28 protein-coding genes are annotated in these 25,268 nt (G+C 63.0%); 20 read left to right on the plus strand and 8 right to left on the minus strand.

Annotation, left to right across the window (positions count from 1 at the left end):
- The first annotated feature begins 94 nt into the window (after positions 1-94).
- Positions 95-640, plus strand: a complete 546-nt coding sequence (gene rloA3 / locus KG088_RS13775) for a retropepsin-like aspartic peptidase RloA3 (protein ID WP_213826259.1) — start codon at positions 95-97, stop codon at positions 638-640.
- Positions 641-726: 86 nt separating this feature from the next.
- On the opposite strand, the gene KG088_RS13780 is transcribed toward rloA3, so the two are convergent.
- Positions 727-1,440, minus strand: a complete 714-nt coding sequence (locus tag KG088_RS13780; RefSeq protein ID WP_213826261.1) for a 16S rRNA (uracil(1498)-N(3))-methyltransferase — start codon at positions 1,438-1,440, stop codon at positions 727-729.
- A gap of 100 nt (positions 1,441-1,540) precedes the next feature.
- Between KG088_RS13780 and phaR the strand changes: the two genes are divergently transcribed.
- From phaR to coq7, 6 genes are all read left to right on the plus strand, one after another.
- Entirely contained in the window at positions 1,541-2,056 is a 516-nt protein-coding gene (gene phaR / locus KG088_RS13785) for a polyhydroxyalkanoate synthesis repressor PhaR (RefSeq protein WP_213826263.1), read from the plus strand.
- Between the two features lie 97 nt (positions 2,057-2,153).
- Positions 2,154-3,440 carry a phosphoribosylamine--glycine ligase gene (gene purD / locus KG088_RS13790; RefSeq protein ID WP_213826265.1) on the plus strand — a complete coding sequence of 429 codons (1,287 nt, stop codon included), beginning with the start codon at positions 2,154-2,156 and terminating at the stop codon, positions 3,438-3,440.
- A 10-nt stretch (positions 3,441-3,450) separates the two neighbouring features.
- Positions 3,451-3,891: an acyl-CoA thioesterase gene (locus KG088_RS13795; RefSeq protein WP_213826267.1), complete on the plus strand. Its 441-nt coding sequence runs from the start codon at positions 3,451-3,453 to the stop codon at positions 3,889-3,891.
- The gene (locus tag KG088_RS13800; RefSeq protein WP_213826269.1) at positions 3,891-4,763 is read left to right on the plus strand and encodes a phosphoribulokinase; all 873 of its coding nucleotides are present in this window, start codon (positions 3,891-3,893) and stop codon (positions 4,761-4,763) included. The genes KG088_RS13795 and KG088_RS13800 overlap by 1 nt, the downstream gene beginning before the upstream one ends.
- Positions 4,764-4,799: 36 nt before the next feature.
- Positions 4,800-5,141 carry a histidine triad nucleotide-binding protein gene (locus KG088_RS13805; protein WP_213826271.1) on the plus strand — a complete coding sequence of 114 codons (342 nt, stop codon included), beginning with the start codon at positions 4,800-4,802 and terminating at the stop codon, positions 5,139-5,141.
- A 20-nt stretch (positions 5,142-5,161) separates the two neighbouring features.
- A complete protein-coding gene (coq7, locus tag KG088_RS13810) occupies positions 5,162-5,809 on the plus strand; it encodes a 2-polyprenyl-3-methyl-6-methoxy-1,4-benzoquinone monooxygenase (RefSeq protein WP_213826273.1) in 648 nt (215 codons plus the stop codon).
- 25 nt (positions 5,810-5,834) lie between these two features.
- Here coq7 and KG088_RS13815 read toward each other — a convergent pair whose 3' ends face one another.
- From KG088_RS13815 to KG088_RS13825, 3 genes are all read right to left on the minus strand, one after another.
- Entirely contained in the window at positions 5,835-6,272 is a 438-nt protein-coding gene (locus tag KG088_RS13815; protein WP_213826275.1) for an OsmC family protein, read from the minus strand.
- Between the two features lie 69 nt (positions 6,273-6,341).
- Entirely contained in the window at positions 6,342-7,013 is a 672-nt protein-coding gene (gene murU, locus KG088_RS13820) for an N-acetylmuramate alpha-1-phosphate uridylyltransferase MurU (RefSeq protein ID WP_213826276.1), read from the minus strand.
- Positions 7,010-8,050 carry an aminoglycoside phosphotransferase family protein gene (locus KG088_RS13825; protein ID WP_406565609.1) on the minus strand — a complete coding sequence of 347 codons (1,041 nt, stop codon included), beginning with the start codon at positions 8,048-8,050 and terminating at the stop codon, positions 7,010-7,012. The genes murU and KG088_RS13825 overlap by 4 nt, the downstream gene beginning before the upstream one ends.
- A 165-nt stretch (positions 8,051-8,215) precedes the next feature.
- Between KG088_RS13825 and KG088_RS13830 the strand changes: the two genes are divergently transcribed.
- The 8 genes from KG088_RS13830 (at position 8,216) to KG088_RS13865 (ending at position 16,155) form a co-directional block, all read left to right on the plus strand.
- The gene (locus KG088_RS13830) at positions 8,216-10,660 is read left to right on the plus strand and encodes an LPS-assembly protein LptD (protein WP_213826280.1); all 2,445 of its coding nucleotides are present in this window, start codon (positions 8,216-8,218) and stop codon (positions 10,658-10,660) included.
- A 76-nt stretch (positions 10,661-10,736) separates the two neighbouring features.
- Positions 10,737-11,414, plus strand: a complete 678-nt coding sequence (locus KG088_RS13835) for a SurA N-terminal domain-containing protein (RefSeq protein ID WP_213826282.1) — start codon at positions 10,737-10,739, stop codon at positions 11,412-11,414.
- On the plus strand, positions 11,414-12,463 hold the full coding sequence (gene pdxA / locus KG088_RS13840; protein ID WP_213826283.1) for a 4-hydroxythreonine-4-phosphate dehydrogenase PdxA: 1,050 nt from the start codon (positions 11,414-11,416) through the stop codon (positions 12,461-12,463). The genes KG088_RS13835 and pdxA overlap by 1 nt, the downstream gene beginning before the upstream one ends.
- A 97-nt stretch (positions 12,464-12,560) precedes the next feature.
- Complete coding sequence (gene rsmA, locus KG088_RS13845) at positions 12,561-13,379, plus strand: 16S rRNA (adenine(1518)-N(6)/adenine(1519)-N(6))-dimethyltransferase RsmA (protein ID WP_213826285.1); 819 nt, start codon at positions 12,561-12,563, stop codon at positions 13,377-13,379.
- Positions 13,376-13,774: a Co2+/Mg2+ efflux protein ApaG gene (gene apaG / locus KG088_RS13850; protein ID WP_213826287.1), complete on the plus strand. Its 399-nt coding sequence runs from the start codon at positions 13,376-13,378 to the stop codon at positions 13,772-13,774. Before rsmA ends, apaG begins: the two co-directional genes overlap by 4 nt.
- Before the next feature lie 31 nt (positions 13,775-13,805).
- Complete coding sequence (locus KG088_RS13855; protein ID WP_213826289.1) at positions 13,806-14,636, plus strand: symmetrical bis(5'-nucleosyl)-tetraphosphatase; 831 nt, start codon at positions 13,806-13,808, stop codon at positions 14,634-14,636.
- A gap of 34 nt (positions 14,637-14,670) precedes the next feature.
- On the plus strand, positions 14,671-15,000 hold the full coding sequence (gene glpE / locus KG088_RS13860) for a thiosulfate sulfurtransferase GlpE (RefSeq protein ID WP_213826291.1): 330 nt from the start codon (positions 14,671-14,673) through the stop codon (positions 14,998-15,000).
- Between the two features lie 3 nt (positions 15,001-15,003).
- Complete coding sequence (locus KG088_RS13865; RefSeq protein WP_213826293.1) at positions 15,004-16,155, plus strand: polynucleotide adenylyltransferase; 1,152 nt, start codon at positions 15,004-15,006, stop codon at positions 16,153-16,155.
- Positions 16,156-16,158: 3 nt separating this feature from the next.
- Here the strand turns inward: KG088_RS13865 and folK are convergent, their stop codons facing one another.
- A complete protein-coding gene (folK, locus tag KG088_RS13870) occupies positions 16,159-16,677 on the minus strand; it encodes a 2-amino-4-hydroxy-6-hydroxymethyldihydropteridine diphosphokinase (protein WP_213826295.1) in 519 nt (172 codons plus the stop codon).
- On the minus strand, positions 16,677-17,042 hold the full coding sequence (gene folB, locus KG088_RS13875) for a dihydroneopterin aldolase (protein ID WP_213826297.1): 366 nt from the start codon (positions 17,040-17,042) through the stop codon (positions 16,677-16,679). Before folB ends, folK begins: the two co-directional genes overlap by 1 nt.
- A gap of 510 nt (positions 17,043-17,552) precedes the next feature.
- On the opposite strand from folB, the gene KG088_RS13880 reads away from it, so the two are divergent.
- Entirely contained in the window at positions 17,553-17,987 is a 435-nt protein-coding gene (locus tag KG088_RS13880; protein ID WP_213826299.1) for a phasin family protein, read from the plus strand.
- Positions 17,988-18,220: 233 nt separating this feature from the next.
- Positions 18,221-18,820, plus strand: a complete 600-nt coding sequence (gene plsY, locus KG088_RS13885; protein ID WP_250148267.1) for a glycerol-3-phosphate 1-O-acyltransferase PlsY — start codon at positions 18,221-18,223, stop codon at positions 18,818-18,820.
- Between the two features lie 51 nt (positions 18,821-18,871).
- Here plsY and tsaD read toward each other — a convergent pair whose 3' ends face one another.
- The gene (gene tsaD, locus KG088_RS13890; protein WP_213826301.1) at positions 18,872-19,909 is read right to left on the minus strand and encodes a tRNA (adenosine(37)-N6)-threonylcarbamoyltransferase complex transferase subunit TsaD; all 1,038 of its coding nucleotides are present in this window, start codon (positions 19,907-19,909) and stop codon (positions 18,872-18,874) included.
- Positions 19,910-20,199: 290 nt separating this feature from the next.
- On the opposite strand from tsaD, the gene rpsU reads away from it, so the two are divergent.
- From rpsU to rpoD, 3 genes are all read left to right on the plus strand, one after another.
- Positions 20,200-20,415, plus strand: coding sequence for a 30S ribosomal protein S21 (rpsU, locus tag KG088_RS13895; RefSeq protein WP_013333229.1), 216 nt, complete (start codon positions 20,200-20,202; stop codon positions 20,413-20,415).
- 128 nt (positions 20,416-20,543) lie between these two features.
- Positions 20,544-22,358, plus strand: coding sequence for a DNA primase (gene dnaG / locus KG088_RS13900; protein ID WP_213826303.1), 1,815 nt, complete (start codon positions 20,544-20,546; stop codon positions 22,356-22,358).
- A gap of 256 nt (positions 22,359-22,614) precedes the next feature.
- Positions 22,615-24,447, plus strand: a complete 1,833-nt coding sequence (gene rpoD / locus KG088_RS13905; RefSeq protein ID WP_213826306.1) for an RNA polymerase sigma factor RpoD — start codon at positions 22,615-22,617, stop codon at positions 24,445-24,447.
- 102 nt (positions 24,448-24,549) lie between these two features.
- On the opposite strand, the gene KG088_RS13910 is transcribed toward rpoD, so the two are convergent.
- A complete protein-coding gene (locus KG088_RS13910; RefSeq protein WP_213826308.1) occupies positions 24,550-25,215 on the minus strand; it encodes a hypothetical protein in 666 nt (221 codons plus the stop codon).
- Positions 25,216-25,268: the final 53 nt, after the last annotated feature.

Raw genomic sequence — 25,268 nt, forward strand, 5'->3', positions numbered from 1 at the left:
GCTGACGGTGGCGGCGAAAACACCGCCGATGCCTTACCGGCTCCTGAAGCTGGCTGAGCCATATACGTAATCAGGAAAAGATTTGGAGAACGACATGACCGGTATACGACGCTTCATGACCGCCGCCCTGCTGCTGGTCGCTGCCTTTCCGGTCTCGGCCGAACAGGACGAAAACGTCTTCGGCTGGGTGGAGAAGGCGACCCTGGAACCCTGGGGCGTAGAAGTGAAGGCCAAGCTCGACAGTGGTGCCCTGACCTCATCACTGGATGCCCGCGACATCGAGCGCTACGAGAAGGAGGGTGAAGAGTGGGTGCGCTTTCGCTTGAAGCTCGAAGATACGGGAAGTGGCGAGGAGTTCACCGAGCGCATGGAGCTGCCGATCTATCGCAGCATCCGCCTGCGTGGCGCCGGTGGCACCGACCGGCGTCCGGTGGTGCTGATGAATGTCTGCCTGGGCGACACCGTCTACGAGGAGCAGTTCAGCCTGCGTGATCGCGAGGAAATGTTCTATCCGCTGCTGCTCGGACGCCGCTCCATCGGCCATCTCGGCATGCTGGATGTACGCGAGACGTTTCTCAACGAGCCCGTCTGCGACGACGATTCGCGTTTTGTGCCTCACGAGCCGTCGGAAGAGGACTGAGCGTTGTCTGTTCCTTCAGGCCAATTTCTCCAGGATCAGTGCTTTAGCGTTAGTCTCTTGAGCGTTAGTCTCTTGAGTCAGTGATTTCAGAAAATGCGCGCCAGTAACGCCGTCACGGCAGTTTCCACGCGCAGGATCCGCGGTCCCAGATGAATGCCTTCACAGCCCGCGGCCAGCAGCTTTTCTATCTCCCAGTCAATGAAGCCACCTTCCGGGCCGACCAGCAGCAGGGTCGGCGCCGTCAGGTCGCGTGGGCAGGCGTGGGGCATGCCGGGGTGCGCCACCAGGCCTCGATGCTTTTCCAGCAAGGCGGGCAGGATATCCTCGACGAAGGGACGAAAGCCCTTGGCCAGGCGGACGTCGGGCAGGTGAGTATCGCGTGCCTGTTCCAGGCCAAGCACCAGATGGTGTCGGATCTTGTCGGCGGTGAGCTCGGGCGACTGCCAGTAGCTCTTTTCAACGCGGCGGCAGTGCAGCAGGGTGATATGCTTCACGCCGAGTGCCGTGACGTGCTCAAGGCTGCGCGCCAGCATGCGCGGGCGTGGCAGGGCGAGGACCAGGTGCACGGGCAAGGCCGGCGGTGGTGCCTGGTCAAAGTCGTCGAGGGCAAAGCATGCCTCCCGGGCGTCCAGTGACAGCAGTTCGCCGTGGCCGATGCGCCCACCTTCGGTGCCTAGCACGAGCCGGTCGCCGCAGCGGGCGCGGTGTACCCGGCGGAGATGGTCGAGACGACGCGGGTCGCGTACCCGGGCGAAGCCCTCCGCGTCGAGGTCGTCTGGCGAAAGCAGGATCAGGTTCATTGTGCCTCGTGATGCCGGTTTGCCTTGCATGGTGCGTGTCGCAGTGCACAATACCCGTTAAGGGGGCAATCGCCCACTTGCCATAATAAGGAGCAGCGCCGTGCGCGTGATTCGCAAGTATGCCAACCGCAGGCTCTATGATACCGAACAGAGCCGCTACGTGACCCTGGAGGATCTGCGTGGCCTGATTCTCGAACAAGTCCCGTTTCGGGTCGAGGATGCCAAGAGCGGCGAGGATCTGACCCGCACCATCCTGCTGTCGATCATCATCGAGCAGGAGCAGGCCGACGGCGATTCCGAGGTGTTCTCCAACGACCTGTTGGCGCAGTTCATCCGTGTCTACGACATGGCGCAACCGTTGCCGCTGGCTCGCTACCTGGAGCAGGGCACACGGCTGATGATGGAGCAGCAGCAGCGCATGCAGGACCGGTGGCAGCAGGCGATGCGCCATTCGCCGATGGAATTGATGCGTGAGCTGGCGGAGGAGAACATGCGCTTCTGGCAGAACACCATCACCCAGGCCGGCAAGGATGAAGCCGACAAGAATGAAGCCGACAAGAATGAAGCCGGAGAGGAAGATGAGCAAAAAGAGGCGTCGGACGACAAGAAGCGCTAGTGGCGGAAGGGACACCCAAGACGGTACGCGCAAGGACGGTCGTGACGACTTTCTGACATAATGGCGCGATGTTACGAGAGGCCAAAGGGTTGAAGGGATGAAGGTGCTGATCATCGGCGGCGGTGGCCGCGAACACGCGTTGGCCTGGAAGGTCGCGCAGTCAATCGAGGTGGAGACTGTCTACGTGGCACCGGGCAATGCCGGTACCGCCGGCGAGCCGAACGTGGAAAACGTGGCGGTCGGTATCGACGACCTCGAGGGCCTGTTGGCGTTCGCCCACGATCGTGAGGTAGCGCTGACCATCGTCGGCCCCGAGGCACCGCTGGTCGAGGGTGTCGTCGATCGCTTCCGTGCCGCTGGACTCGCCATCTTCGGCCCGACGCAGGCGGCTGCACAACTCGAGGGTTCCAAGGCCTTCACCAAGGATTTTCTCGCCCGCCACGCCATCCCCAGCGCCGACTATCGTACCTTCACCGCCGTGGAGGCGGCCCTCGCCTACCTGGCCGAGCAGGGCGCTCCCATCGTCATAAAGGCCGACGGCCTGGCTGCCGGTAAGGGCGTGATTGTGGCCATGACCGACGAGGAGGCTACGGCGGCGGTTCGTGACATGCTCGAGGCCAATGCCTTCGGCAATGCCGGCGCGCGGGTGGTGATCGAGGACTTCCTCGAGGGCGAAGAGGCGAGCTTCATCGTCATGGTCGACGGCGAAAACGTCTTGCCGATGGTCACCAGTCAGGATCACAAGCGGGTCGGTGATGGCGATACCGGGCCCAACACAGGCGGCATGGGTGCCTACTCGCCGGCGCCGGTGGTGACCGATGAAGTCCATGCGCGCATCATGGAACGAGTCATTCTGCCTACCGTGCGGGGTATGGCCGAAGAGGGTCATCCCTACACCGGTTTTCTGTACGCCGGCCTGATGATCGACGCTGCCGGCAACCCCAGGGTGATCGAGTACAACTGCCGCTTTGGCGACCCCGAAACCCAGCCGATCATGCTGCGCCTTCACTCGGATCTCGCCGAACTGTGCCTGGCCGGCACACGGGGGGAACTCGCCGGCAAGGTGTGTGAGTGGGACCCGCGTGCTGCTGTGGGTGTAGTGATGGCGGCCGGGGGCTATCCCGGTCGCTATCGTAAGGCCGACGCCATCGAAGGGCTCGACGCCGCAGACGCGACTGGCTGCAAGGTCTTTCACGCCGGCACCGCCGGGCAAGCAGGGCGGGTCGTTACCGCCGGGGGTCGAGTGCTCTGTGTGACTGCCCTGGGTGAGACGGTCGGCGAGGCGCGTGATCTGGCCTACCGGGGAGTGGCGAAGATTCACTGGCCACAAGCCCTCTTTCGTCACGATATCGCTCACCGTGCCATCGCCCGCGAGCGGGGCTGAAGGAGCGAGCATGGAACGTGTCAGACTGCAATTCCCCGAGGCTGATCTGGTGCACCGCCATCCGCTGACGGTCCGCATTACCGACATGAACTACGGTCGTCATCTCGGGCATGATGCCCTGGTATCGTTGCTTCACGAGGCCCGTACTCATGCCCTGAGGTCGTTGGACCTCAGCGAGGCGGACCTGGGTGGCCATGCCAGCGTGGTGGCTGATCTGGCCGTGCAGTTCCAGGCCGAGGCTCGCTGGCCCGATGCGCTAGTGGTGGAAACCGCCCTTCCGGCGCCCCGCGGAAAGGCGATCGCTGCCTACCATCGTGTGCTGCGCGAGGATGACGGCCGCATCGTGGCCACGGCCCGGCTCAACCTCTTGCTGCTGGACTCCGTCAGCGGTCGTCCGGCAGTGGTGCCCGACGCCTTGAGCCAGGCGATCACTCGGGCGGGAGGCGTCTGATGTCGAGAGAATATCCGATCATTGCTGTAACCGGCTCGTCGGGTGCCGGCACCACGACGGTCAAGCGTACCTTCGAGCGGATGTTCGCCCGCGAGGACGTCCATGCCGCCTTCGTCGATGGCGATGCCTTCCATCGCTACAACCGAGAAGAGCTGGCGCGGATATTTCGCGAGGAGCCCGAGCGCAAGGATGAGCTATCGCACTTCGCCGTGGAGGCTAATCTGCTCGAGGAGTTAGAGGCGATGTTTCTCGAGTATGGCGAGCACGGCAGCGGCACCTATCGCCACTATATCCATGCCGAAGACAAGCAGATGATCGAGGCCGGCTACCGGGTGGGGACCTTCACCGAGTGGCAAGCGCTGCCGTACGGCACCGATCTGCTGTTCTACGAAGGGTTGCACGGTGGCCTGGTGACCGCTGAGCACGATATTGCCCGTCATGTGGACCTGCTGGTCGGCGTTGCGCCGACCATGAATCTGGAATGGATCCAGAAGATCGACCGCGACATCAAGATGCGGGGTTACTCCCAGGAGGCGGTGATCGATACAATCCTGGGGCGCATGGACGACTACGTGCACTACATCCAGCCTCAGTTCTCGCGTACCCACATCAACTTTCAAAGGGTGCCCACGGTCGATACATCCAACCCCTTCGAGGTCCAGGATATTCCTACCGATGCCGAGTCCTTCGTGGTGATTCGCTTTCGTGATCCTGCCACGGTGGACTTTCCCTACCTGCTGGCGATGATCCAGGATGCCTTCATGAGCCGGCCGCACACCTTGGTCGTACCGGGGTCGCGGCTGTCCCTGGCCATGGAATTGATTCTGGGCCCGCTGGTGCGTCATCTCTTGAGCCAGCGACGCTTTCGCTGACATGCCATTGCCTGGATATTCCGAGGAGACTCGACCATGGATTGCTTGTTCTGCAAGATCATCAACCGCGAGATACCCGCCGACATCGTCTTTGAAGACGACGAGGTGCTGGCGTTCAACGATATCAATTCGCAGGCGCCGACCCATCAGCTGATCGTGCCCAAACAGCATATCGCTACCCTCAACGACATCGAGGAAAACGATCTGGCGCTGGTCGGCCGGCTAACCGCTACCGCCGCCAAGCTGGCCAAGCAGCAGGGCTTTGCCGATGATGGCTATCGGGTGGTCATGAACTGCAACGATGACGGTGGTCAGACGGTCTATCATATCCACATGCATCTGATGGGCGGTCGGCGCTTCACCTGGCCGGCCGGATAACGGGCATTCGTGAGGTCTCTATGACGCGCAAGTTCTCCCGTGCCGACAGCCTGGTCCACCGGTTCGATGCCGCCCTGCGCACCCTGGTGCCCGGCGCAGCGCCAGCTTCACGTGCTTCGCCCGCCTCTCGTGAGGTTCGGGACAGCCCGATGGATGCCGAGGAACGTCGTCACGCGGCAGGTCTGGTGCGAATCCATCATGCCGGCGCACTGGGCGCCCAGGCGCTTTATCAGGGACAGGGACTCACCGCAGGGCTGTCAGAGCGGCGTGGGCGTGAGGAAGAGGCCGCCCGGGATGAGGCAGGCCAACATTTGGCCTGGTGTGATGCTCGCCTGGACGAACTGAATGACCGCACGAGCCGTCTGACCCCGTTTATCTACATCGCCTCCTTCGGCCTCGGCGCCGCGGCGGGTGTGGCAGGTCATCGCGTCAGTCTGGGTATGGCCGCGGCCACCGAGGAACAGCTGGGCAAACTGTTGGATCAACATCTGGAGAGGCTGCCGCGTGGCGATCAGCGTTCTCGCGCCGTGCTGTGCCAGATGCGAATCGATGAGGCACATCACGTCCAGTTGGCTCTGGAGGCCGGCGCCGTGCGCTTCCCGGGAGCGGTGAAGGCCGGCATGTCGCTGATGACCAACGCCATGGCCTGTAGCGTCTATCGGCTTTGAGCCGCGACTTCGCGCGTCCTGCGTCTTAGCCCTCGACGTTTCCTTGGCCCTCGTCGATAGAGAAGGAGTGGCTGATCTCGACCCCCCCCTTGCCGAGCATGATCGAGGCACTGCAGTACTTGTCGGCGGAGAGCTCCACTGCCCGCGCCACCTGCTTTTCCTTCAAGCCGTTGCCGCTGACGGTGAAATGCACGTGAATCCGCGTGAAGACGCTCGGTACGCTGTCGGCGCGTTCGGCCTCGACCTCGGCCACACAATCGCTGACCGGGGCGCGGGACTTCTCGAGAATTTCCAGAACATCGAATGACGTGCAGGCGCCGAGTCCCATCAGCAGCATTTCCATGGGCCGCGGGCCGGTATCACGGCCGCCATGATCGGGGGGGCCGTCGATCACCACGCTATGCCCGCTTCCGGATTCGGCGACGAACTGACGACCATCGGTCCATTTGACGCTGGCTTTCATGGGATCGGCTTCCTTCGGTTGAATTCGATGACGATAGGCCAGTCAGCATATCAGCTAGCGCGGCGGTGCTCAGCCCCGCAGGCGGCGGTCGAGGTCGTCGAGGCGCTCCGGGGTGCCCACATCGACCCAGTCGCCGCGGTAGTGGCGACCGGCGACGCGTCCCGCGGCCATTGCCTGGCGCAGCAGTGGTGCCAGCGCGAAGGCGCCCGGCGCTTGGTCGGCCACCAGCGTTGGGTCGATGACGCTGAGGCCGGCGAAGGTGAGCCGCGGCTCGCCCGTGGCGTGCACCCGGCCGCTGGCGTCGAGGCGAAAGTCGCCGGCCGGGTGATGGGGCGGATTGTCGACCAGCACCAGCTGGGCCAGGTCGTCCCCCAGGCCGATCGGGCCGTCAAGCGCGCTGAGCGCCATGTCACACCAGATGTCGCCGTTGACCAGCAGGAAAGGCGCCTCGCCGAGTAGCGGCAACGCGTTGAGGATGCCGCCGCCGGTTTCCAGCGGTATCGCCTCGTGGCTCCAGGCGATGGCGACCCCGAAATCGCTGCCATCGCCGAGGACGGTGATGATCTGCTCGGCGCGGTAGCTGACGTTGATCACTACCTCCGTGATACCGGCCGCGGCCAGGCGCTCCAGATGGTGGACGATCAACGGCTTGCCCGCCACCAGCAGCAGCGGTTTGGGGCAGCGGTCGGTGAGCGGGCGCATGCGCGTGCCGAGGCCTGCGGCCAGGATCATGGCCTTCATGAAGCTTCCCCCCGCGACTGGGCGGTCAGTCGCCTGGTCAGGACGGGGCGGAAATCGACGGCAAGCCAGTGGTGAAAGGCGTGGTGCTCGGGCAGGTCCGCCAGGCTGTCGTCGAGGTGGTCGAGAAAGTGCGGTAGACGCTCGAGATAACCCTCGCGCCTGTCACGTAGCGTAAGCCGGCAGAAGATACCCAGCACCTTCAGAGCGCGCTGGGCGGCCATGGCCTGCACCTGGTGATGGAAGGTCTCGGTCGTCACGCTGCCCGGCAGGCGCTGGTCGGCTACTGCTCGCTGGCGAAAGGATTCGACCCAGCCGGCGTAGCGGCTGGGGGCGAAACGGCAATAGCGTCCCCGTAGTAATGAGATCAGGTCGTAGCTGACAGGCCCGGCCACAGCGTCCTGAAAATCGATCAGGGTGAGCCGCTCGTCGTCCACCATCAGGTTCATGGCGTCGTAATCACGGTGGACGGTGACCACCGGTTGCGCGAGTGCCGAGGCGATCAACGCCTCGCGCAACGCACTCCAGCCCGGCGGCGTGTCGAGGCCCAGCCAGGCGCCGAGACACCATTGCGGAAAAAGGTCGAGCTCGCGGCCGAGCAACGCCTCGTCATAGCGCGGCAGCGCTTCGGCGGTGGCGCGGTTCTGCAGGGCATGAAGCAGCTCGATGGCGCGCTCGTGCCAGCCCAGGGTGACCGGATGCGCCGCCTCGCGCAGGCAGTGCTGAAGCGGTGTGTCACCCAGATCATCGAGCTCGAGGAAGCCGGCTTCCAGGTCCACGGCATGCAGGCTAGGTACCGGCAAGCCGGCGGCCTGCCAGTGCCTGGCGATCGCCACGAACGGGCGGCTATCCTCATGCTCGGGTGGCGCGTCCATGAGCATGCGCGTTTGGCCATCGGGCAATGTCAGGCGGAAATAGCGGCGAAAGCTGGCGTCGCCGGCGGCCAGCTCAAGCGCAATGGCTCCAGGGGCGAGCCCGTGACGTTTGGCGGCCCAGTCACGCAGTTGCTTCAGGCGCAAGGGGGCAGTGGCGTCTTGCATCGTCATCAGGCTCCAGGGTCGTGACGCAGGGGCGGTTGACGGTTCCGTGGCGTCCCCGCATGCTGATTTCCCGATCTCGCCGGCGGTGACAGGGCCGATGCCAGCGGGACAGGTCGGGCGCGGCCTGTATAATACCGATTCATCTCGCCAAGGACATCGTGAAACATGGGCAAGCGACTCTCGTGGACGGCCTTGGCAGGCCTCGCCACTTCCGGACTGGTGAGCCTGCCGCTGTCGGCAGCGCCACCCGAGCCGTTGCCGGCCGATCAGCTCGATTGGCAACCGTGGGGAGGCGACCGTCCCGAGGGCGCGCTTTGCCGTGGCCGCTATGTGACACCGGGGTATCGCCTGCCGGCCCCGGCGGACGAAAGGGTCGCCAGCGAGGCCGACAGCGCCGATTACGGCGAGGATGGCGAAACCCTGCTGGCCGGCGAGGTGGTACTGCGTCGCGGTGACGCCCAGCTCGAGGCGCCGCGGATCCGCGTGCCCGGGACCCGCGAGACGGTCTTCGCCGAGGGTCCCCTGGCACTGCGCGACCGCGGCATTCTGGTGCGCGGGCAGTCCGCCGAGCTGTCCCTGAACAGCGATGCCGCGAGTATCGACAGCGCCCACTATGTTGCCCACGAGCAGCGCCTGCGTGGCGACGCCCAGCGCCTGGCGCGGCTCGAGGATGGCCGCTATCGCCTCACCGAGGCGAGCTTCACCACCTGCGATCCTGGCAATAACACCTGGCGTCTGGTGGGCAACGATATCCTGCTCGATCGTGAGACGGGGGTCGGCACCGCCAGGCATGCCCGGCTTGAGGTGGCCAAGGTGCCGGTATTCTACTGGCCCTGGTTGCGCTTTCCCATTGACGAACGTCGCCAGAGCGGGTTTCTCTGGCCGGTGTTGGGCATCTCGCTTGACTCTGTGGATTATACACAGCCGTTCTACTGGAACATTGCCCCGAATCGGGACGCCACCATCACCCCACGCTGGATATCGGAACGCGGTCTGCTATTGGGCGGTGAATATCGTTACCTGTACGAGGAAGATGCCGGTCAGATTGAGGGGGCCTATCTCGCCAGTGACGACGGCGGCCCTGACGATAACCGCTACGATGAGCCGCAGCGGTTCGAGGGCGAGGACCGTTGGTATGTGGATTACCGCCATGCCGGGCGTTTCGATGCCCGTACCCGATACCGGTTGCGTTACGGGGCGGCCAGCGACGGGCGCTATTTCGACGACTTCGGCACCACTTTCGGCGAGCAAGAGACCTCCAATCTGCCGCGACTGGCCCAGATCGACCATCGCGGCGATGTCTGGCAGCTTCAGGCGCGGGCTCAGGGCTTCCAGCGTCTCGAGGATCCGCTGCTGGATCGCGAGAAACCCTTCTATCGCCTGCCCAGCCTGACGGCTAACGCCCGTTGGTCCCAGGACAGTGGCTTCTACCAGCAGTGGCGTTCCAACCTGACGTATTTCTGGCGTGATGTAGATGAAGCAGCGTTACCCAATAACGAGCGTTTCGATCGCGAGTCCGCCGTGGGCACTCGGCTGCATCTCTCGCCGGCCACGGGCTGGCGTTTCGATGAGACCTGGGGCCATCTGGAACCGCGGGTCGAGTGGCTGGCGACCGCCTACGACCTGGATTACGGCAATCGCGATACCGACCGCGATACTACCCTGAATCGCAGCGTGCCGGTGAGCTCCATCGATGCCGGCCTGGCCTTCGAGCGCGAACTCGATCTTGGGGAGCGGAGCTATCGCCAGACGCTGGAACCCCGCGTGAACTATGCCTACGTGCCGGCGCGCGACCAGAGCGAGTTCCCCGTTTTCGATACCGCCGAACAGCCCTTTTCCTGGAACCAGCTGTGGTCGCCGTATCGCTTTTCGGGGTCGGATCGTGTGGGCGATCTCAACCGGTTATCCCTGGGGGTCGATTCGCGCCTTCTGGAAGACGCCAGTGGACGCCAGCGCCTCGCCCTGGGTATCGGGCAGGCAATCTACTTCGAGGATCGCAATATCGACATGGCGGGCGACCCCGACACCTTGCCGCCCGAGAATCGCGATGAGGACTTCTACCGCGCCACCCGCGACCGATCACCGATCGTGACACGCCTTGACTGGCAGGTGACCGATCACTGGCGTTCGCGCTGGCAGTGGCTCTATGACGATGACCGTGAGCGGACCGAGAGCACGTCACTGGCCGTGCAGTATCGCGCCGATGCCGGCCACGTACTGAACTTAGGCTACCGCTGGCAACTCGAAGGCTTCGACCCCGGCCTGCAAGATGAGGACGTGCTCACCTATAACCGCGAAGAGTACGACCTGTCGTTCGCCTGGAAGGCCAGCCGGCAGGTAGACCTGATCGGTCGCGTGCTCTACGACAACACCAACGACCGCGCCCTGGAGCAGTTGGCGGGTGTTCAGTGGAACGACTGCTGCTATGGTCTGCAGGTGGTGTGGCGCGAATGGGTCGATGACCGTGATACCGCGAATACCATCGAGGACGATTTTGTCGACCGTGGTGTCTTCCTGCGCTTCGTGTTCAAGGGCCTGGGCGGGGTCGGCGGCGAAGCCGACAGTTACTTCGAGCAGGCCATTCCTGGCTATCGCGCCACGGCCTTGTGACGTGAGACGACGGTGGCCGATTCAATGACAGATCGATGCAATTGACTAGCACGATTCAATGAGAGGAACCAACGCTATGCATAGTCGACGTACCCTGCGCAGTCGACGCGTCGCGACACTGGGCGCCAGCCTGGCCTTGGTGTTGTGCCTGACCGCCTTGCCGCTTGCCAGCCTGGCACAAAGCAACTTCGAGTCGCTGGAACGCCAGTCACTGGATCGCATCGTGGCGGTGGTCAACGACGGTGCCATCATGGCGAGTGATCTCGAGGAGCGCGTCGCTCAGACGCGCAGCCAACTGGAGGCTCGCGACGAATCGTTGCCACCGGAGCGTGTGCTTCGCGAACAGATGCTCGATCGCATGATCGTCGAGGAGATCCAGTTACAGATGGCGCGTGAATCCGGGTTGTCGGTGGACGATACCGATCTCAACCGCCAGATGAGAAGCATTGCCGAGGGCAATGGCATGAGCCTCGAGCAATTTGCCGATGCCGTGGAAGCCGACGGCCTGACCTTCGCCGACGTGCGCGAGCAGATCCGCCGCGAGATGTTGTTGAGCCAGGTCCAGAGGCGTGAGATCGGCGGCCGGGTCAATATCTCCGATAGTGAAGTGGAGCGGTTCATGGAGGAACAGGGCGCCACCCGGGAGCAGGCGCGTCAGGCCCTGTTCCAGCGTCAGGCCAACGAAGAACTGGATGTCTGGATGCAGGAAATCCGCTCCCGCGCCTTCATTGACAATCGGCTCGCCGAACGCTGATGGCGGACATCGACGCCCCGGTTCTCGCGCTTACCACCGGCGAGCCGGCGGGCATCGGGCCCGAGTTGGCCGTGATGCTGGCCGCTGGCACTTTGCTGCCCGTGCGGGTGGTGGCCGTCGGCGACCCGGATTTGCTGGCCGAGCGCGCCGCCATGCTGGGTCGCAAGCTCGAGCTTGTCGCGCTTGCGCCCGGTGATCCGGTCCCGGCCCCTTGCCAAGGTGTGCTGCCCGTCTGGCCGGTGGCGCTGCGGGCGCCTTCGCACCCCGGGCTGCTGGATGTTGCCAATGCCGGCTATGTGCTCGAGACTCTCGATGTGGCGGTCACCGCCTGCGGTAATGGCCACGCCGTGGGCATGGTCACCGCCCCGCTGCACAAGGGGGTGATTCTGGATGCCGGGCATGTCGGCTTCAGCGGCCATACCGAGTACCTGCGTGACCGCTGTAGCGTCGACGAGGTGGTGATGCTGCTGGCAACCGATAGCGCCCTGCATGCCCGTGAGCCGGGATGGACAAGCGGCGGTGCGCTGCGCGTGGCGCTTGCCACCACGCATCTTGCGCTACGCGAGGTAAGCGATGCCATCACTGGGCCGCGCCTCGAGCGCATCCTGCGCATCCTGCATGCCGACCTGACGCGTTGGTTTGGCCTGAATAAGCCGCGTATTGCTGTCTGCGGCCTCAATCCCCATGCCGGCGAGGGCGGTCACCTGGGGCGCGAGGAGTTGGACGTTATCATTCCCGTACTGGAGGCCTTGCGGGGCGAGGGCATGGCGCTCGACGGGCCGCTGCCCGCCGATACGCTGTTCACCCCGCGCTACCTCGACGGCGTCGACGCGGTCTTGGCCATGTACCATGACCAGGGGCTGCCGGTGCTCAAGTATGCCGGCTTTGGTCGCGCGGCCAATATCACGCTGGGCCTGCCGCTGGTGCGGACCTCGGTCGACCACGGCACCGCGCTGGACCTGGCCGGACAAGGCCTGGCCGATTCCGGCAGTCTGGAGGTGGCGGTTCGTCTCGCCGCCGACATGGCGCGTCGTGGCGGCCTGCTCTGAACGGCCCGGACGCCAGCCTCGCCCCTCACACTCCAGCCCACCCATCGATTGCACGATCACCGTATACTTGTTCACCGTAAATTAAGGATCAGCCTGCATGGCCTCTCGCCCCCCGGTTCATCGGGCCCGTAAACGCTTCGGCCAGAATTTTCTGCGCGACCCGGGCGTCATCGCACATATCGTGCGTGCCATTGGCCCGCGCGAGGGCGACCGGCTGGTCGAGATCGGCCCCGGCCAGGGGGCGTTGACCGAGCCGCTGGTCGATGCCGCGGGCGGACGGCTGGAGGTGATCGAGCTTGACCGCGATCTGATTCCTGGCTTGCGCGTGCAGTTCTTCGCTTATCCGGACGTCGTGATCCATGAGGGCGACGCCCTCAAGGTCGATTTCCAGTTACTGCGTGGCGAGGGGCCGGAGCTTCGGGTGGTTGGCAACCTCCCCTACAACATCTCCACGCCGCTGCTCGTGCATCTGCTGGAGGCGGGTGACGCCGTCGCCGATATGCACTTCATGCTGCAAAAGGAACTCGTCGACCGGCTCGCCGCGTCGCCGGGCGGCACCGACTGGGGCCGGCTTTCGGTCTTGGCGCAGTATCACTGCAGGGTGGAGTCCTTGTTCAACGTGCCGCCAGCTGCCTTCGTACCGCGTCCCAAGGTCGACTCCGCCATCGTGCGCCTGACGCCGCACGATGTCCTTCCGCACCCGGCGCACGACGAGGGGCTACTCTTTGATATGGTGCGTCAGGCCTTCGGACAGCGACGCAAGACGCTGCGCAACAATCTCAAGGGTCGCATCGACGCTGCGGCGCTCGAGGCGCTCGGCATCGCGCCGGGGCGCCGTCCCCAGACACTCACGGTCGAGGAGTTTGTGCGCATCGCCAATCATCTGGTGGAAACCGCCACAGGAGAAACGTCATGACGCCGACGCCTTCCGAGCAGCTTGACCACGCCGTCCGTGTCGACGTCGAGCCATCGTATCGCACTGACGAGTCCGCCCCCGATGATCAGCGCTACGTGTTCAGCTACACGGTCACGGTCCACAATCATTCCAGGCATAGCGTCCAGCTGCTCGCCCGCTACTGGAAGATCACCCAAGGTAGCGGAAAGGTGCAGGAAGTGCGCGGCAAGGGCGTGGTTGGCCAGCAGCCGATGATCGGCCCGGGCCAGACCTTTCGTTATACCAGCCGGGCGATTCTTGATGGCCCGGTGGGTGTGATGGAGGGTGCCTATACCTGCGTGGAAACCGCCAGCCAGCGCCCCTTCGACGTGGCCATTGCGCCTTTCCGGCTGGCCGGCCCCAATCAGGTGCACTGACCCTATATCGTCGACCGACACGAGGATGCTCATGCCGACCTATGCCATTGGCGACCTCCACGGATGCCATGCCGAATTCGTCGAGCTTCTCGACTATCTCGACTTCGATCCGCGTCGCGACCGCTTGTGGTTGGCCGGTGATCTCGTCAACCGTGGCCCTGAGTCGCTGGCTTGCCTGCGCGAGGTCATGGCGCTGGGGGACGCTGCTGTTACGGTGCTCGGCAATCACGACATGCATCTGCTGGCCGTCGCCCGTGGGGGTGGCTCGTTGCGTCGCAAGGATACGCTTGAGGCTATCCTGGCGGCACGCGATCGCGAAGCATTGCTTGATTGGTTGCAGACGCGACCCTTCATGGTCCAGGACGACGCCCCGAGCGAACACCGGACCGTCATGACGCATGCGGGACTGCCGCCTTGCTGGTCGCTTCACGCCGCCGCCGAGCGTGCCGATGAGTTGCAGACCCAGCTGAGCGGTGAGCGCGCCGGCGAATTCCTCGAAGGGATGTACGGAAATGAGCCGGCCTGCTGGCGCGACGATCTCGAGGGGATCGACCGGCTGAGACACCTCGTCAATGTCTTTACTCGCATGCGCTTCATCGATGCCCAGGGATGCCTGGAGTTCGACGCCAAGGAAGGACTGGACAGCGCACCGGCGGGCTTTGCGCCATGGTTTCAGTACCCTCGTGGCGACGACCCCTGGCTGCTGTTTGGCCACTGGGCGGCCTTGCAGGGTGAGACACCCGAGCGCCGGGTGCGCGTCGAGGCGCTGGATACCGGCTGTGTCTGGGGCGGCACGCTCACCGCCATGAACCTCGCCAGCGGGGAGCGCCTCAACGTCCCCAGCCGGCAGCGCCGCAACTGACGTTTGACCACGCCTCGACGAGGAGTATCGCACCATGACCCGGCCAGCCTTTCAGCATCTCGACATTCCCACCCTGGGCGACTGGCTCGGTGGCGGCCAGCCACTCACCCTGGTGGATATCCGCGATCCCGTCAGCTTTGCACAAGGACACATTCCCGGCAGCCGGCATCTGGATAACGACACTGTGTCGGCCTTGCTGGCGCAGGCCCCACGAGAGCAGCCACTGGTAGTGGTCTGCTACCACGGCCATTCCAGCCAGCAGGCTGCTGCCTGGCTGGCGGGGCAAGGCTTCGCCGAGGTGTACAGCCTGGATGGTGGCTTTACCGACTGGGCATACCGGCATCCCGAACGCGTGGAGTCCTGAGCCATGAGCACGGTCGAGGATCCGCACTTGCAGGGGCTTGAGGTCTACCGGGTTGGTGGAGCGGTGCGCGATGCTCGTCTCGGCTGGCCGGTCAAGGACACCGACTGGGTCGTGGTAGGGGCCACGCCCGACACCATGCGGCGTCGCGGCTTCAAGCCGGTGGGGCGCGATTTTCCGGTATTCCTGCACCCCGTGAACCACGAGGAATTCGCCCTGGCGCGCACCGAGCGCAAGTCGGGCCACGGCTATACCGGCTTCGAGGTTCACGCCAGCCCCGAGGTGACCCTGGAGGACGATCTCGCGCGTCGCGATTTGACTATCAACGCCATGGCCGAGACGCCCGATGGCAAACTGGTCGACCCCTACGGTGGCCAGGCGGATCTTCAGGCCCGGTTGCTGCGCCATGTCTCCCCGGCCTTCGTCGAGGATCCGCTGCGGGTGCTGCGCACCGCACGCCTCCTGGCCCGCTATGCCGGTCTGGGGTTCGTGGTGGCAGACGAGACCCGGGCGCTGATGGAGAGGCTGGCACGCAGCGGAGAGCTCTCCCACCTGGTCGCCGAGCGGGTATGGACGGAAACTGAAAAGGCGCTCGGCGAACCCTGGCCGGAGGTCTACTTCCAGACCCTTGCCGATTGCGGTGCCCTGGCGGTGCTGCTGCCTGAGCTTGCCGGCGACGGCGCCGCCCTGGACGAGGCACTGGGACGGCTGCACCAGTTGCCGGAAGACACTGACGCCGAACCTGTCGAGTGCTGGCGATGGGCGAGACTGGTGGAGCATCTCGACGAGTCGGCCCGCCAGAGATTGGCCGAACGCCTGCGGCTGCCCAAGGCCCATACGAGCCTAGCGCGCCAGGCCGCGATAACGCGCACGCTGTGCCAGGAAATCACCGCCGGCCATCCGCTCGATGGACGGCGGGTGATGGGCTGGCTGGATGCCATCGATGCCTGGCGACGCAGCGAGCGGGTATCACCTCTGATCAGCCTGGTGAGCCTGGATGACGCCGAACTCGCCCATGACCTGTCGCTTGCCTGGCGACTGGCCGCCCAGATTCTGCCCAAGGCACTGGTGGCGGAGGGGTACAAGGGGCGGGCGTTGGGCAAGGAGCTTGCCGCTCGGCGCCGGGACGCCATCGACGGGGCACTTGGTAACGGGTAAAGGTCAGTCCGCGCACGAGATGAGACGCCCGTTCCAGACAAAATCGACCGGCCACAGTCGCTGATCCTGTGCGGCAAAGGCGGCCCAGTGGGCACGGTAGGGCTTGCCGGTGAGCGGGTGGTAGTCATCTGGCAGCAACTCGGCCAATGGCTGCAGCACGAAAGCATGATGGAGAATTTCATCGCGGGGCAGCTCGACGCCATCATGCCTGCCGGTCAAGGTGCCGATGGTCAGGATGTCGATATCCAAGGTGCGGGGACTGTACTTGGGCCCGTTCTTGACGCGTCCATTGGCGGCCTCCAAGCGTTTGCACCAGGCTTGCAACTCGCCCACCGACCAGCGGCTCTCGAAGGCGACCACCAGATTGTAGAAATTACGTCCGTCTTCGAAGCCTACCGGTTCGCTCTCGAAAACCCTTGAGACACCGAGTGTGCCGAAGGTTTCCGCCAAGGCGTCCAGGCAGGCCCGCACATGGTGCTCCCTTTCGATGTTGCTGCCGATACTTACGCTGACACAGGCCATCAATCATTCTCCGGCCGGTGGCCTCGCTGGATGCTCACGCCCACGGCCGCCGCTGCTGGCACTGCGCCGGGCTTGCGTATGGTCAGGCGTAGCCAGGCAATACCAAACGCCTTGCGAAGACTATCGGCAAGGCGTTCGGCGAAGGTTTCCACCAGCGCGACGTCGTGCTTGGCGGCGAAATCGGCGATGTGTGCACTGATCGCTGCATAGTCGAGCGTCAGGGCGATGTCATCACTCGCGGCGGCCGGGCGGATATCCGTGGCGAGTTCCAGGTCGAGAAGCAGCCGCTGGGTGATGGTGCGTTCCCACTCATATACCCCGATCACGGTATCGACGCCAAGTGACTCTATCAGCACAAGATCCATGGGGTTGGGTCCCGTAGCGACGGCAATAAAAATATACTGACGGCGATTGTACGTTACCCGGCGGCCGGGTGACAGCCGGGGTGTCATGGCACAGTCGCTGAGATGTTCAGCGTTTTCTGCTTAACAATCCGGCGAGAGGCAGCATACGCAACATGCACGCATGCTGTGCACGAATCAGCGCGGGCGTGTCGTGCCCAGTGCCCACCTCGATGAGGTACGCTTTTAGTATTAATAAGCTTCCGCAGAATTTTTAATATTATGAAATAATTGATTTTATATCTTCGTTAAAGTGTTTTTTGCCATTCTGGTCCGTCGTGATTTTAATATAAACTACGAGGCATGTATCTGATATCGGCTCGATCCATAATGTCGTTTATTTAATGTATCCATGAGTTTTCCTGAGGGCTGAAAAAAAGTGGTAATACGCGTCTGATAGATAATGAGAAGCCTGCTACAGTGCAGGTGTTCGAAGAGGTTCTTGTGACGTTGGCTTCACAGTGGAGGTGTTGTATGAGCAAAAAAACCATGGAAAAGGTTGTCGGGGAGATTGAAAGCGCTATCGTCGAGCCGATGCGCGCTTATGGGTCGCTCACAACAGAGTACTTCGCCAGACTCCTCGACTCGCAGTTCGATGCCGCGCGTACCGTCACCAAGATAAGTTTGGGCCAGTCCCGGCGGTGGGCGGGCATGAAAGACCCCATCAGCCCCCTGACGTTGTGTGAAGATCAGCAGCGGGCCATTCAAGCCATCAGTGAGTGCTTGCAGGATGACGCCGAGACGCTTGTCGACCTGAATCAGGAATACCTGGGCAAATTTTATAAGCTCAATGAAGAAAGCATGCAGAACGGACAGAAGCTGGCCCGGGATAATACGCAGCTGATAACTGAAAATCTCAAGGATAGCCAGCACTTCTTCGATGATACGCTGCCTGCGGGTGAGCCCTAATTCTCGGGCAATCCCACGACGACAAAACGTTAACCACTGCGAGTGGAGTAAGCCGATACCTCTGTGCCCTGACTTCTTCCTGTCAGTAGCGTACCCCTATGTGACGGCTGCACATGATCAGGAGTGGGCGCGAGCAACGAGACGAAAGGGTGGCCACAGAGGATACCTTCTCCCAAAACTGGCAGAATCGTACTCTCTGACAACTGGTCACGATGGCGTGTGGGAGAAGGGCCATGGAAGCGCGACTCGACATGATGCTGTTGCTGATGGCGGTCGGATATTTAAGCGGTACCTGGCTCGGTGCACTGAGCGTATGTCGCTTGGCCGGTGAGGATGATCCGCGATTGATGGGTTCCGGCAACCCGGGATTTTCCAATGTGTTGCGCCTTTATGGTCGGCGTCTTGCCCTGGCCACCTTGGTCGTGGATGTGGTCAAGGGTATGCCGGTGCTCTGGTTGGCGATGGCACTCGGCTTGCCGCCTTGGGCGCAGGGATTGGTCGGCCTGGGAGTGCTGTTGGGGCATAGCTATCCAGCCTGGCACCGTTTTCAGGGAGGAAAGGGTGTGGCCAGTGCGTTCGGCGTGATGTTGATGCTCACCCCGGGGGTGGCGCTCGTCTGTGCGGCGATCTGGGTGCTGCTGGCCTGGCGAGTCAACACGGCCGCCATCGCGTCACTGACCAGTGCAACGGCGGCACCGCTGGCGAGTGTCTGGTTGGCGCCGGAATACACTGGGGTAATAATCGCCTTCACGTCGCTGGTTCTGTTGCGCCATTTGCTCAATATCCATCGCCTGAGGCATGGCGATGAGCCGGGGCTGGGTCGCCATCGATAGTCGTGGCTGCATGGACTAGATGAATGCAGACCACTCGGCGAGGGTGACTTGTCAGGTATCGGTTGGGGGCGCAAGCGATGCCAGGGGCCAGCGCGGAACAGCCTTCATGATGCCGATCTCGTCATGTTCGCCGGCGAGCAGGCGCTGGGTTCCTGCATAGGCGATCATGGCGCCGTTGTCGGTGCAGAAACGCCCGCGCGGATAATAGGCGCGGGCGCTGCGCTTGTCAGTCTCGTGGGCGAGTCGCTCACGCAGCCGCGCGTTGGCGCTGACCCCACCGGCGACGACCAGACGCTTGAGCCCGGTCTGGTCGAGCGCGCGGCGGCACTTGATCACCAGGGTGTCCGCCACGGCCTCCTCGAAGGCGCGAGCGACATCGGCGCGGGCCTGCTCGTCCAACTCGCCGGCCGCCTCGAACTGGCGGATGGCGGTCAGGGTGTGGGTCTTGAGGCCCGAGAAGCTGAAATCGAGTCCGGGTCGGTCGGTCATCGGTCGCGGAAAGCGCAGGCGCTTCGGGTCGCCTTGCTCGGCGAGTCGTGCGACCAGGGGGCCGCCCGGGTAGTCGAGGCCAAGCATCTTGGCGACCTTGTCGAAGGCCTCGCCGGCGGCATCGTCGACCGATTCGCCCAGCAACCGGTAGCGGCCGATGCCTTGCACGTCAACCAGTTGGGTGTGGCCACCCGAGACCAGCAGTGCCACGAAGGGAAAGTCAGGCGGTTCGTCCTCCAGCATTGGCGCCAGTAGATGGCCTTCCATGTGATGCACGCCGAGCACGGATATGCCCAGCGCTCTGGCCATGCCGTGGGCCGTGCTGGCGCCGACCATGAGCGCGCCCACCAGGCCGGGGCCGGCGGTATAGGCGATGGCGTCGAGGTCGGTGCGCGCCAGACCTGCCTCGGCGAGCACTTGCTGAATCAGCGGCAGCAAGCGACGAGTGTGGTCGCGTGAAGCCAGTTCGGGCACCACACCTCCATAGTCGGCGTGCATGGCGACCTGGCTATAGAGGGCATCGGCCACCAGACCGCGTTCGCTGTCGAAGAGGGCGACGCCGGTCTCGTCGCAGGAGGTTTCGATGCCCAGTACGCGCATGATGAGTGGCTCGTCGGTGCTTGAAAGGTCTCTAGTCTACGTGTTTCGCGCGTCCGGCGGCAGGGTTTGCATCCACTAGCTCGGTAATTCGGTTTGCAAAGCGCCGTGGTCGGGTCTAAACTACTCTGCGCTGCAAGACTGGGTCGTGCGCTCAGGAGTGTATCCTCGCTAGCTTACGCATCGTCTCGGTTCGCCTGGCGACTCGAGAAATTTATGCGCGCTGGTGATCAAGCTCCGACAAGGCGTGCGTACAAACCGAACTCAAGTTTCCTAAGGTAGGTGAGTGCTTAATGCCTTCTGTTAAAGTACGTGATAATGAGCCGTTTGACGTCGCGCTGCGTCGCTTCAAGCGTTCCTGCGAAAAGGCCGGGGTGCTTTCCGAAGTCCGCCGTCGTGAGCAGTACGAGAAGCCGACTGCGGAGCGCAAGCGCAAGGCGGCAGCCGCCGTCAAGCGTCACGCCAAGAAGCTCCAGCGTGAGCGCAAGCGTTTCGAACGGCTCTATTGATCCGTACTGGGGTCGGCTTTCGCGACTGGTGTGAGCCGATTCAAGAGGGATGCCAAGCGGCCACCAATCGGTGGTCGCTTGTTTTTGCGTCTCGGTGCATTCGCTAATCACTGCGAAGGGTCGCCTGTATGGCCGGACAGATCCCGCAACGCTTTATCGATGACCTGCTGGGCCGCGTCGACGTGGTCGAGGTGGTCGGCGAGCGCGTGACGCTCAAGAAGACCGGACGCAACCACTCCGGGCTCTGCCCGTTCCATCAAGAGAAGTCGCCTTCATTCACCGTTAGTGCTGACAAGCAGTTCTATCACTGCTTCGGCTGTGGTGCCCACGGCAATGCCCTGAGATTTCTGATGGAATACGACAGCTTGGGCTTTCCCGAAGCGGTGGAACGACTGGCCGGCCGGCTGGGCATGGAGGTGCCCCGTGAGGGGGCCGACGATCCGCATGCTCAGGCTCGGGAGCGCAAACGCAAGGAAGGGGTCAACCTGCTGGAGCTGTCGGCATCATTCTTCCGCGAGCGGATGAAGATGCACGAGGCGGTTGGCGCCCGGGATTACCTGTCGGGCCGCGGCCTTTCTGCCGAGATCGTCGGCGATTTCGGCATCGGCTACGCTCCTGACGACTGGGAGGGGCTCAAGCGTCACCTGACCGAGCGTGGAATCAGCGAAGCCGTGCAGATCGAGTACGGGCTGCTGGTGCATCGCGAGGACACGGGGCGCACCTATGATCGTTTCCGCGATCGGGTGATGTTCCCGATTCGTGACATCAAGGGACGTACTATCGCCTTCGGTGGTCGAGTGCTGGGCGATGCCAAGCCCAAATACCTGAATTCTCCCGAGACGCCGGTCTTCCACAAGGGGCGCGAGCTCTACGGCCTCTACGAGGCACGCCAGGCAAGCAACCGTCTCGAAAGGCTGGTGATCGTCGAAGGTTATATGGACGTGGTGGCGCTGGCGCAGTTCGGTATCCGCAACGTGGTCGCCACACTCGGCACCTCGACCAGCGAAGATCACCTCAGTCGCCTGTTCAGGCTAGTCGGCGAGGTGGTGTTCTGCTTCGATGGCGACCGTGCCGGTCGTCAGGCGGCCACTCGAGCGCTGGAAACCGTGCTGCCGCTGATGATCGATGGCCGACAGGCGCGTTTCCTGTTTCTGCCCGAGGGCGAGGACCCGGATACGCTGGTGCGTCGTGAAGGCACGGCGGCCTTCGAGGATCGCATCACTTGCGCAAGTCCACTGTCGGAATTTCTCTTCGATCAGGCGGCGAATGGTCGCGATTTGTCGCGAGTCGAGGAGTGCGAGCGTTACGCTAGCCAGGTGCTGGCGGCGCTCGGCAAGCTGCCCGACGGCATGTTGAAGTCGCTGATGCTGGGTGAGCTTTCCCGACGCACCGGCGTCGACCAGTCGCGCTTCGAGCTTCTGATGGTTCGAAATGGACCGGCGGCCGGCGAGTCAGGGGACGCGCCACCGCCAGTAGAAGGAGGGCCACCGCCTCGGGGCGAGGCGCGCACGGTGCGTAGCGAGTCGTTTAGCCTGGTGGCGCGTGCCTTGCAGTTGCTGGTTCACGAGCCGGGGCTAGTCGAGCGCCTGCCCGACGATGACGACTGGTGTCCCGCGGATGACGAAGACGGCAGGCTCTGTCGAGAGGTGATAAAGCTCTTGCGGGCGGGCCGTTATCGCAGCGCGCAGGTACTGTTGGCGCATTTTCATGGCACTTCCGAAGGGGAGCGCCTTGCGGTGCTGGCGCGCCGGGAACTGCTGATACCCAAGGCGGCACGTGGTGCTGAATTGGATGGCTTGATCGAGCACTTTCAGCGTTATCAGCGGCGCCGTTCGCCTCGCGAAGAGTTCGATGCGCTGCTGGGCAAGGAAAAGACGGGAGAACGGCTGACCCGTGAGGAAAAGCAGCGTTTGATGACGTTGCTAAGCGAACTACGAGAGTGATGGAGGCGTCAAAGAGGTGACCGAAAATTGGCGAGGGGGTTGAAAAATCTCCTACCATCACCATTTAGAAGACATTGTTACTACCGGCGCAATCGTTACTAACGGCGCAACCAATCAACTTAACACACCTGAATGTCCGCGCAAACGGATCAAACTGGCAGCATGTGGCTTATTGCCGCTATACTGATCGGCTTATCGAGTTTCAACGCCTCAGTACTTCAGGTGCTTCATTCTTCTTCGTCGAGATAGGGTTTCTATGGCTGGAAATGCGCAGCAACAGTCACGTCTGAAGGAGTTGATCGCGCGCGGCAAGGAACAGGGCTACCTGACCTATGCCGAGGTCAACGACCACCTTCCCGAGGATATCGCCGATCCCGATCAGGTGGAAGATATCATTGGCATGATCAATGACATGGGTATCAGCGTCGTCGAGGTGGCTCCCGACGAAGACACGCTTATGATGTCCGATCACTCCACGGACGAGTCTGCTGCCGAGGAGGCCGTGGCGGCCCTGGCGGCGGTGGAAAGCGACGCGGGCCGCACTACCGATCCAGTGCGCATGTACATGCGTGAAATGGGTACGGTTGAACTGCTCACCCGTGAAGGCGAAATCGAGATCGCCAAGCGAATCGAGGAGGGGACCCGTGAGGTCATGTCGGCACTGGCCTATCTGCCCGGTGCGGTTGAATCGATCCTCGATGCCTACGACAAAACCCAGGATGAAGAAGTCCCGGGTCGGCTGTCTGACCTATTTTCCGGCTTCATCGACCCCGATGAGGGCATTCCCGGTGTCGCCGAGGCCGAAGTGCCTGAGCCCGAGCCGGTAAGCGAACCCGACGACGAAGATGAGGACGCCGAAGCCGAGGAGACCGTTGGCGGCCCGGACCCCGAGGAAGCCAAGGCTCGCTTCGAGCAGATCCGCCAGCAGAACGAGGCGGTTCAGTTGGCCATCGAGGCGCACGGGCGAGGCGCCAAGGAGGCCAAGGCCCAGCAGGCGCGTCTCGCCGAGCTATTCTCGCCGATCAAACTGGTGCCCAAGCACTTCGAGCGTCTGGTCAATCAGGTTCGCATCAGCGTCGAGCAGGTGCGCGCCCAGGAAAAGGCCATCATGCAGTTGTGCGTCAAGAAGGCGCGGGTGCCTCGCAAGACCTTCATCAAGGCCTTTCCGGGCAACGAGTCGCGTCAGGACTGGCTGGATGACTTCCAGAAGGCGAGCCCCCGTTACGCCGATCGTCTTGAACCGCTGCGGGGTGATATCACGCGTGCCCAGCGTAAGATCGCCTTCGAGGAGGTGGTCGTTCAGCTGCCGGTGACCGAGATCAAGGAGATCAATCGTCGCCTCTCCATCGGTGAGGCCAAGGCGCGCCGGGCCAAGAAGGAGATGGTCGAGGCCAACCTGCGCCTGGTGATCTCGATTGCCAAGAAATATACCAATCGCGGCCTGCAGTTCCTGGACCTGATCCAGGAGGGCAATATCGGTTTGATGAAGGCGGTCGATAAGTTCGAATACCGCCGCGGCTACAAGTTCTCGACCTACGCCACCTGGTGGATTCGCCAGGCAATCACTCGCTCGATTGCCGACCAGGCGCGCACCATTCGTATCCCGGTGCACATGATCGAGACGATCAACAAGCTGAATCGCGTGTCACGCCAGATGCTACAGGAAATGGGCCGTGAGCCGACGCCGGAAGAGCTGGGTGAGCGCCTCGAGATGCCCGAGGACAAGGTGCGCAAGGTGCTCAAGATCGCCAAGGAGCCGATCTCCATGGAGACGCCCATCGGTGACGACGACGACTCGCACCTGGGCGATTTCATCGAGGATGGCACCATCCTGTTGCCGATTGACCTGGCTACCGGCGAGGGCCTGATCGAGGCGACCCGCAATGTTCTCGGTGGCCTGACGGCACGCGAGGCCAAGGTGCTGCGCATGCGCTTCGGCATTGACATGAATACCGACCACACCTTGGAGGAGGTCGGCAAGCAGTTCGACGTCACCCGCGAACGAATCCGTCAGATCGAGGCCAAGGCGCTACGCAAGTTGCGCCATCCCAGCCGCTCGGAGCCGCTGCGCTCCTTCCTGGACGAATAGGGTTCACGACCAGCGCACAAGTTTACGCTCGACCGAAACAGACAACGCCCGCAGCCTCAGCTGCGGGCGTTGTCGTTCTGGGGTGATGGTATGCTCAGACATTCAGTCCTTACGGGCGGCGAGCCGGGCACGATGCCAGCGCCTGGCCAGCAGGGCAAGCTCGACGATGGCGATCAGAATCAGGGTGTAGCCGAAGAGCTCGACGACCTCTTCGGCGGCATCCTTGAAGGTGCGCTCGTAACGCTCGCCGAGGATCGCCATCCATACCTCGCTGCGCCCGTAGAGGCGCGAGAACACATAGGTCGTCAGGAAGCCGGCAGCGAACAGCCCGAACGAGAAGCTGTTGGCATAGCGCGCGAACTCGTCGACGAAATTGTGTCGGCGACGAATCACCAGAAACAGGCAAGGCAGCACGACCAGGCCGACCAGCAACTGCCAGGCACCGTCGAAGACATAGGTGTCGAGATGGGCGTCCTGCTCGCGGATCAGCGAGCTGAAGACGAAGGCGAACAATAACAGGGTGACGGTAGGCAGGGCCTTGAAAACCTGGCGGGTGTAGAGCAGCAGCGCCGATGCGGTCAGCAGCACCACCGACTGCGTCAGTTCGGTAAAGCCTCGCTCGGAAAAGCGTACCTCTGGCTGCTGCAGTGCTTCATGGTAGACGCCCTGCATGACGCCGGCGATCAGCAGAATATACAACAGGGCGCGCAGGCAAGTGGCGCCGAAGCCGATGGGCCAGGACTGGCCGGAAGAGAAGCGATCAGGCATCGATGAGGTCCCTGTATTCAATGACATGCAGTCGTGATGCATTGTAGCGTCAT

Origin of the sequence: Halomonas jincaotanensis, assembly GCF_018448785.1 — a bacterium.
Taxonomy (GTDB): Bacteria; Pseudomonadota; Gammaproteobacteria; order Pseudomonadales; family Halomonadaceae; genus Halomonas; species Halomonas jincaotanensis.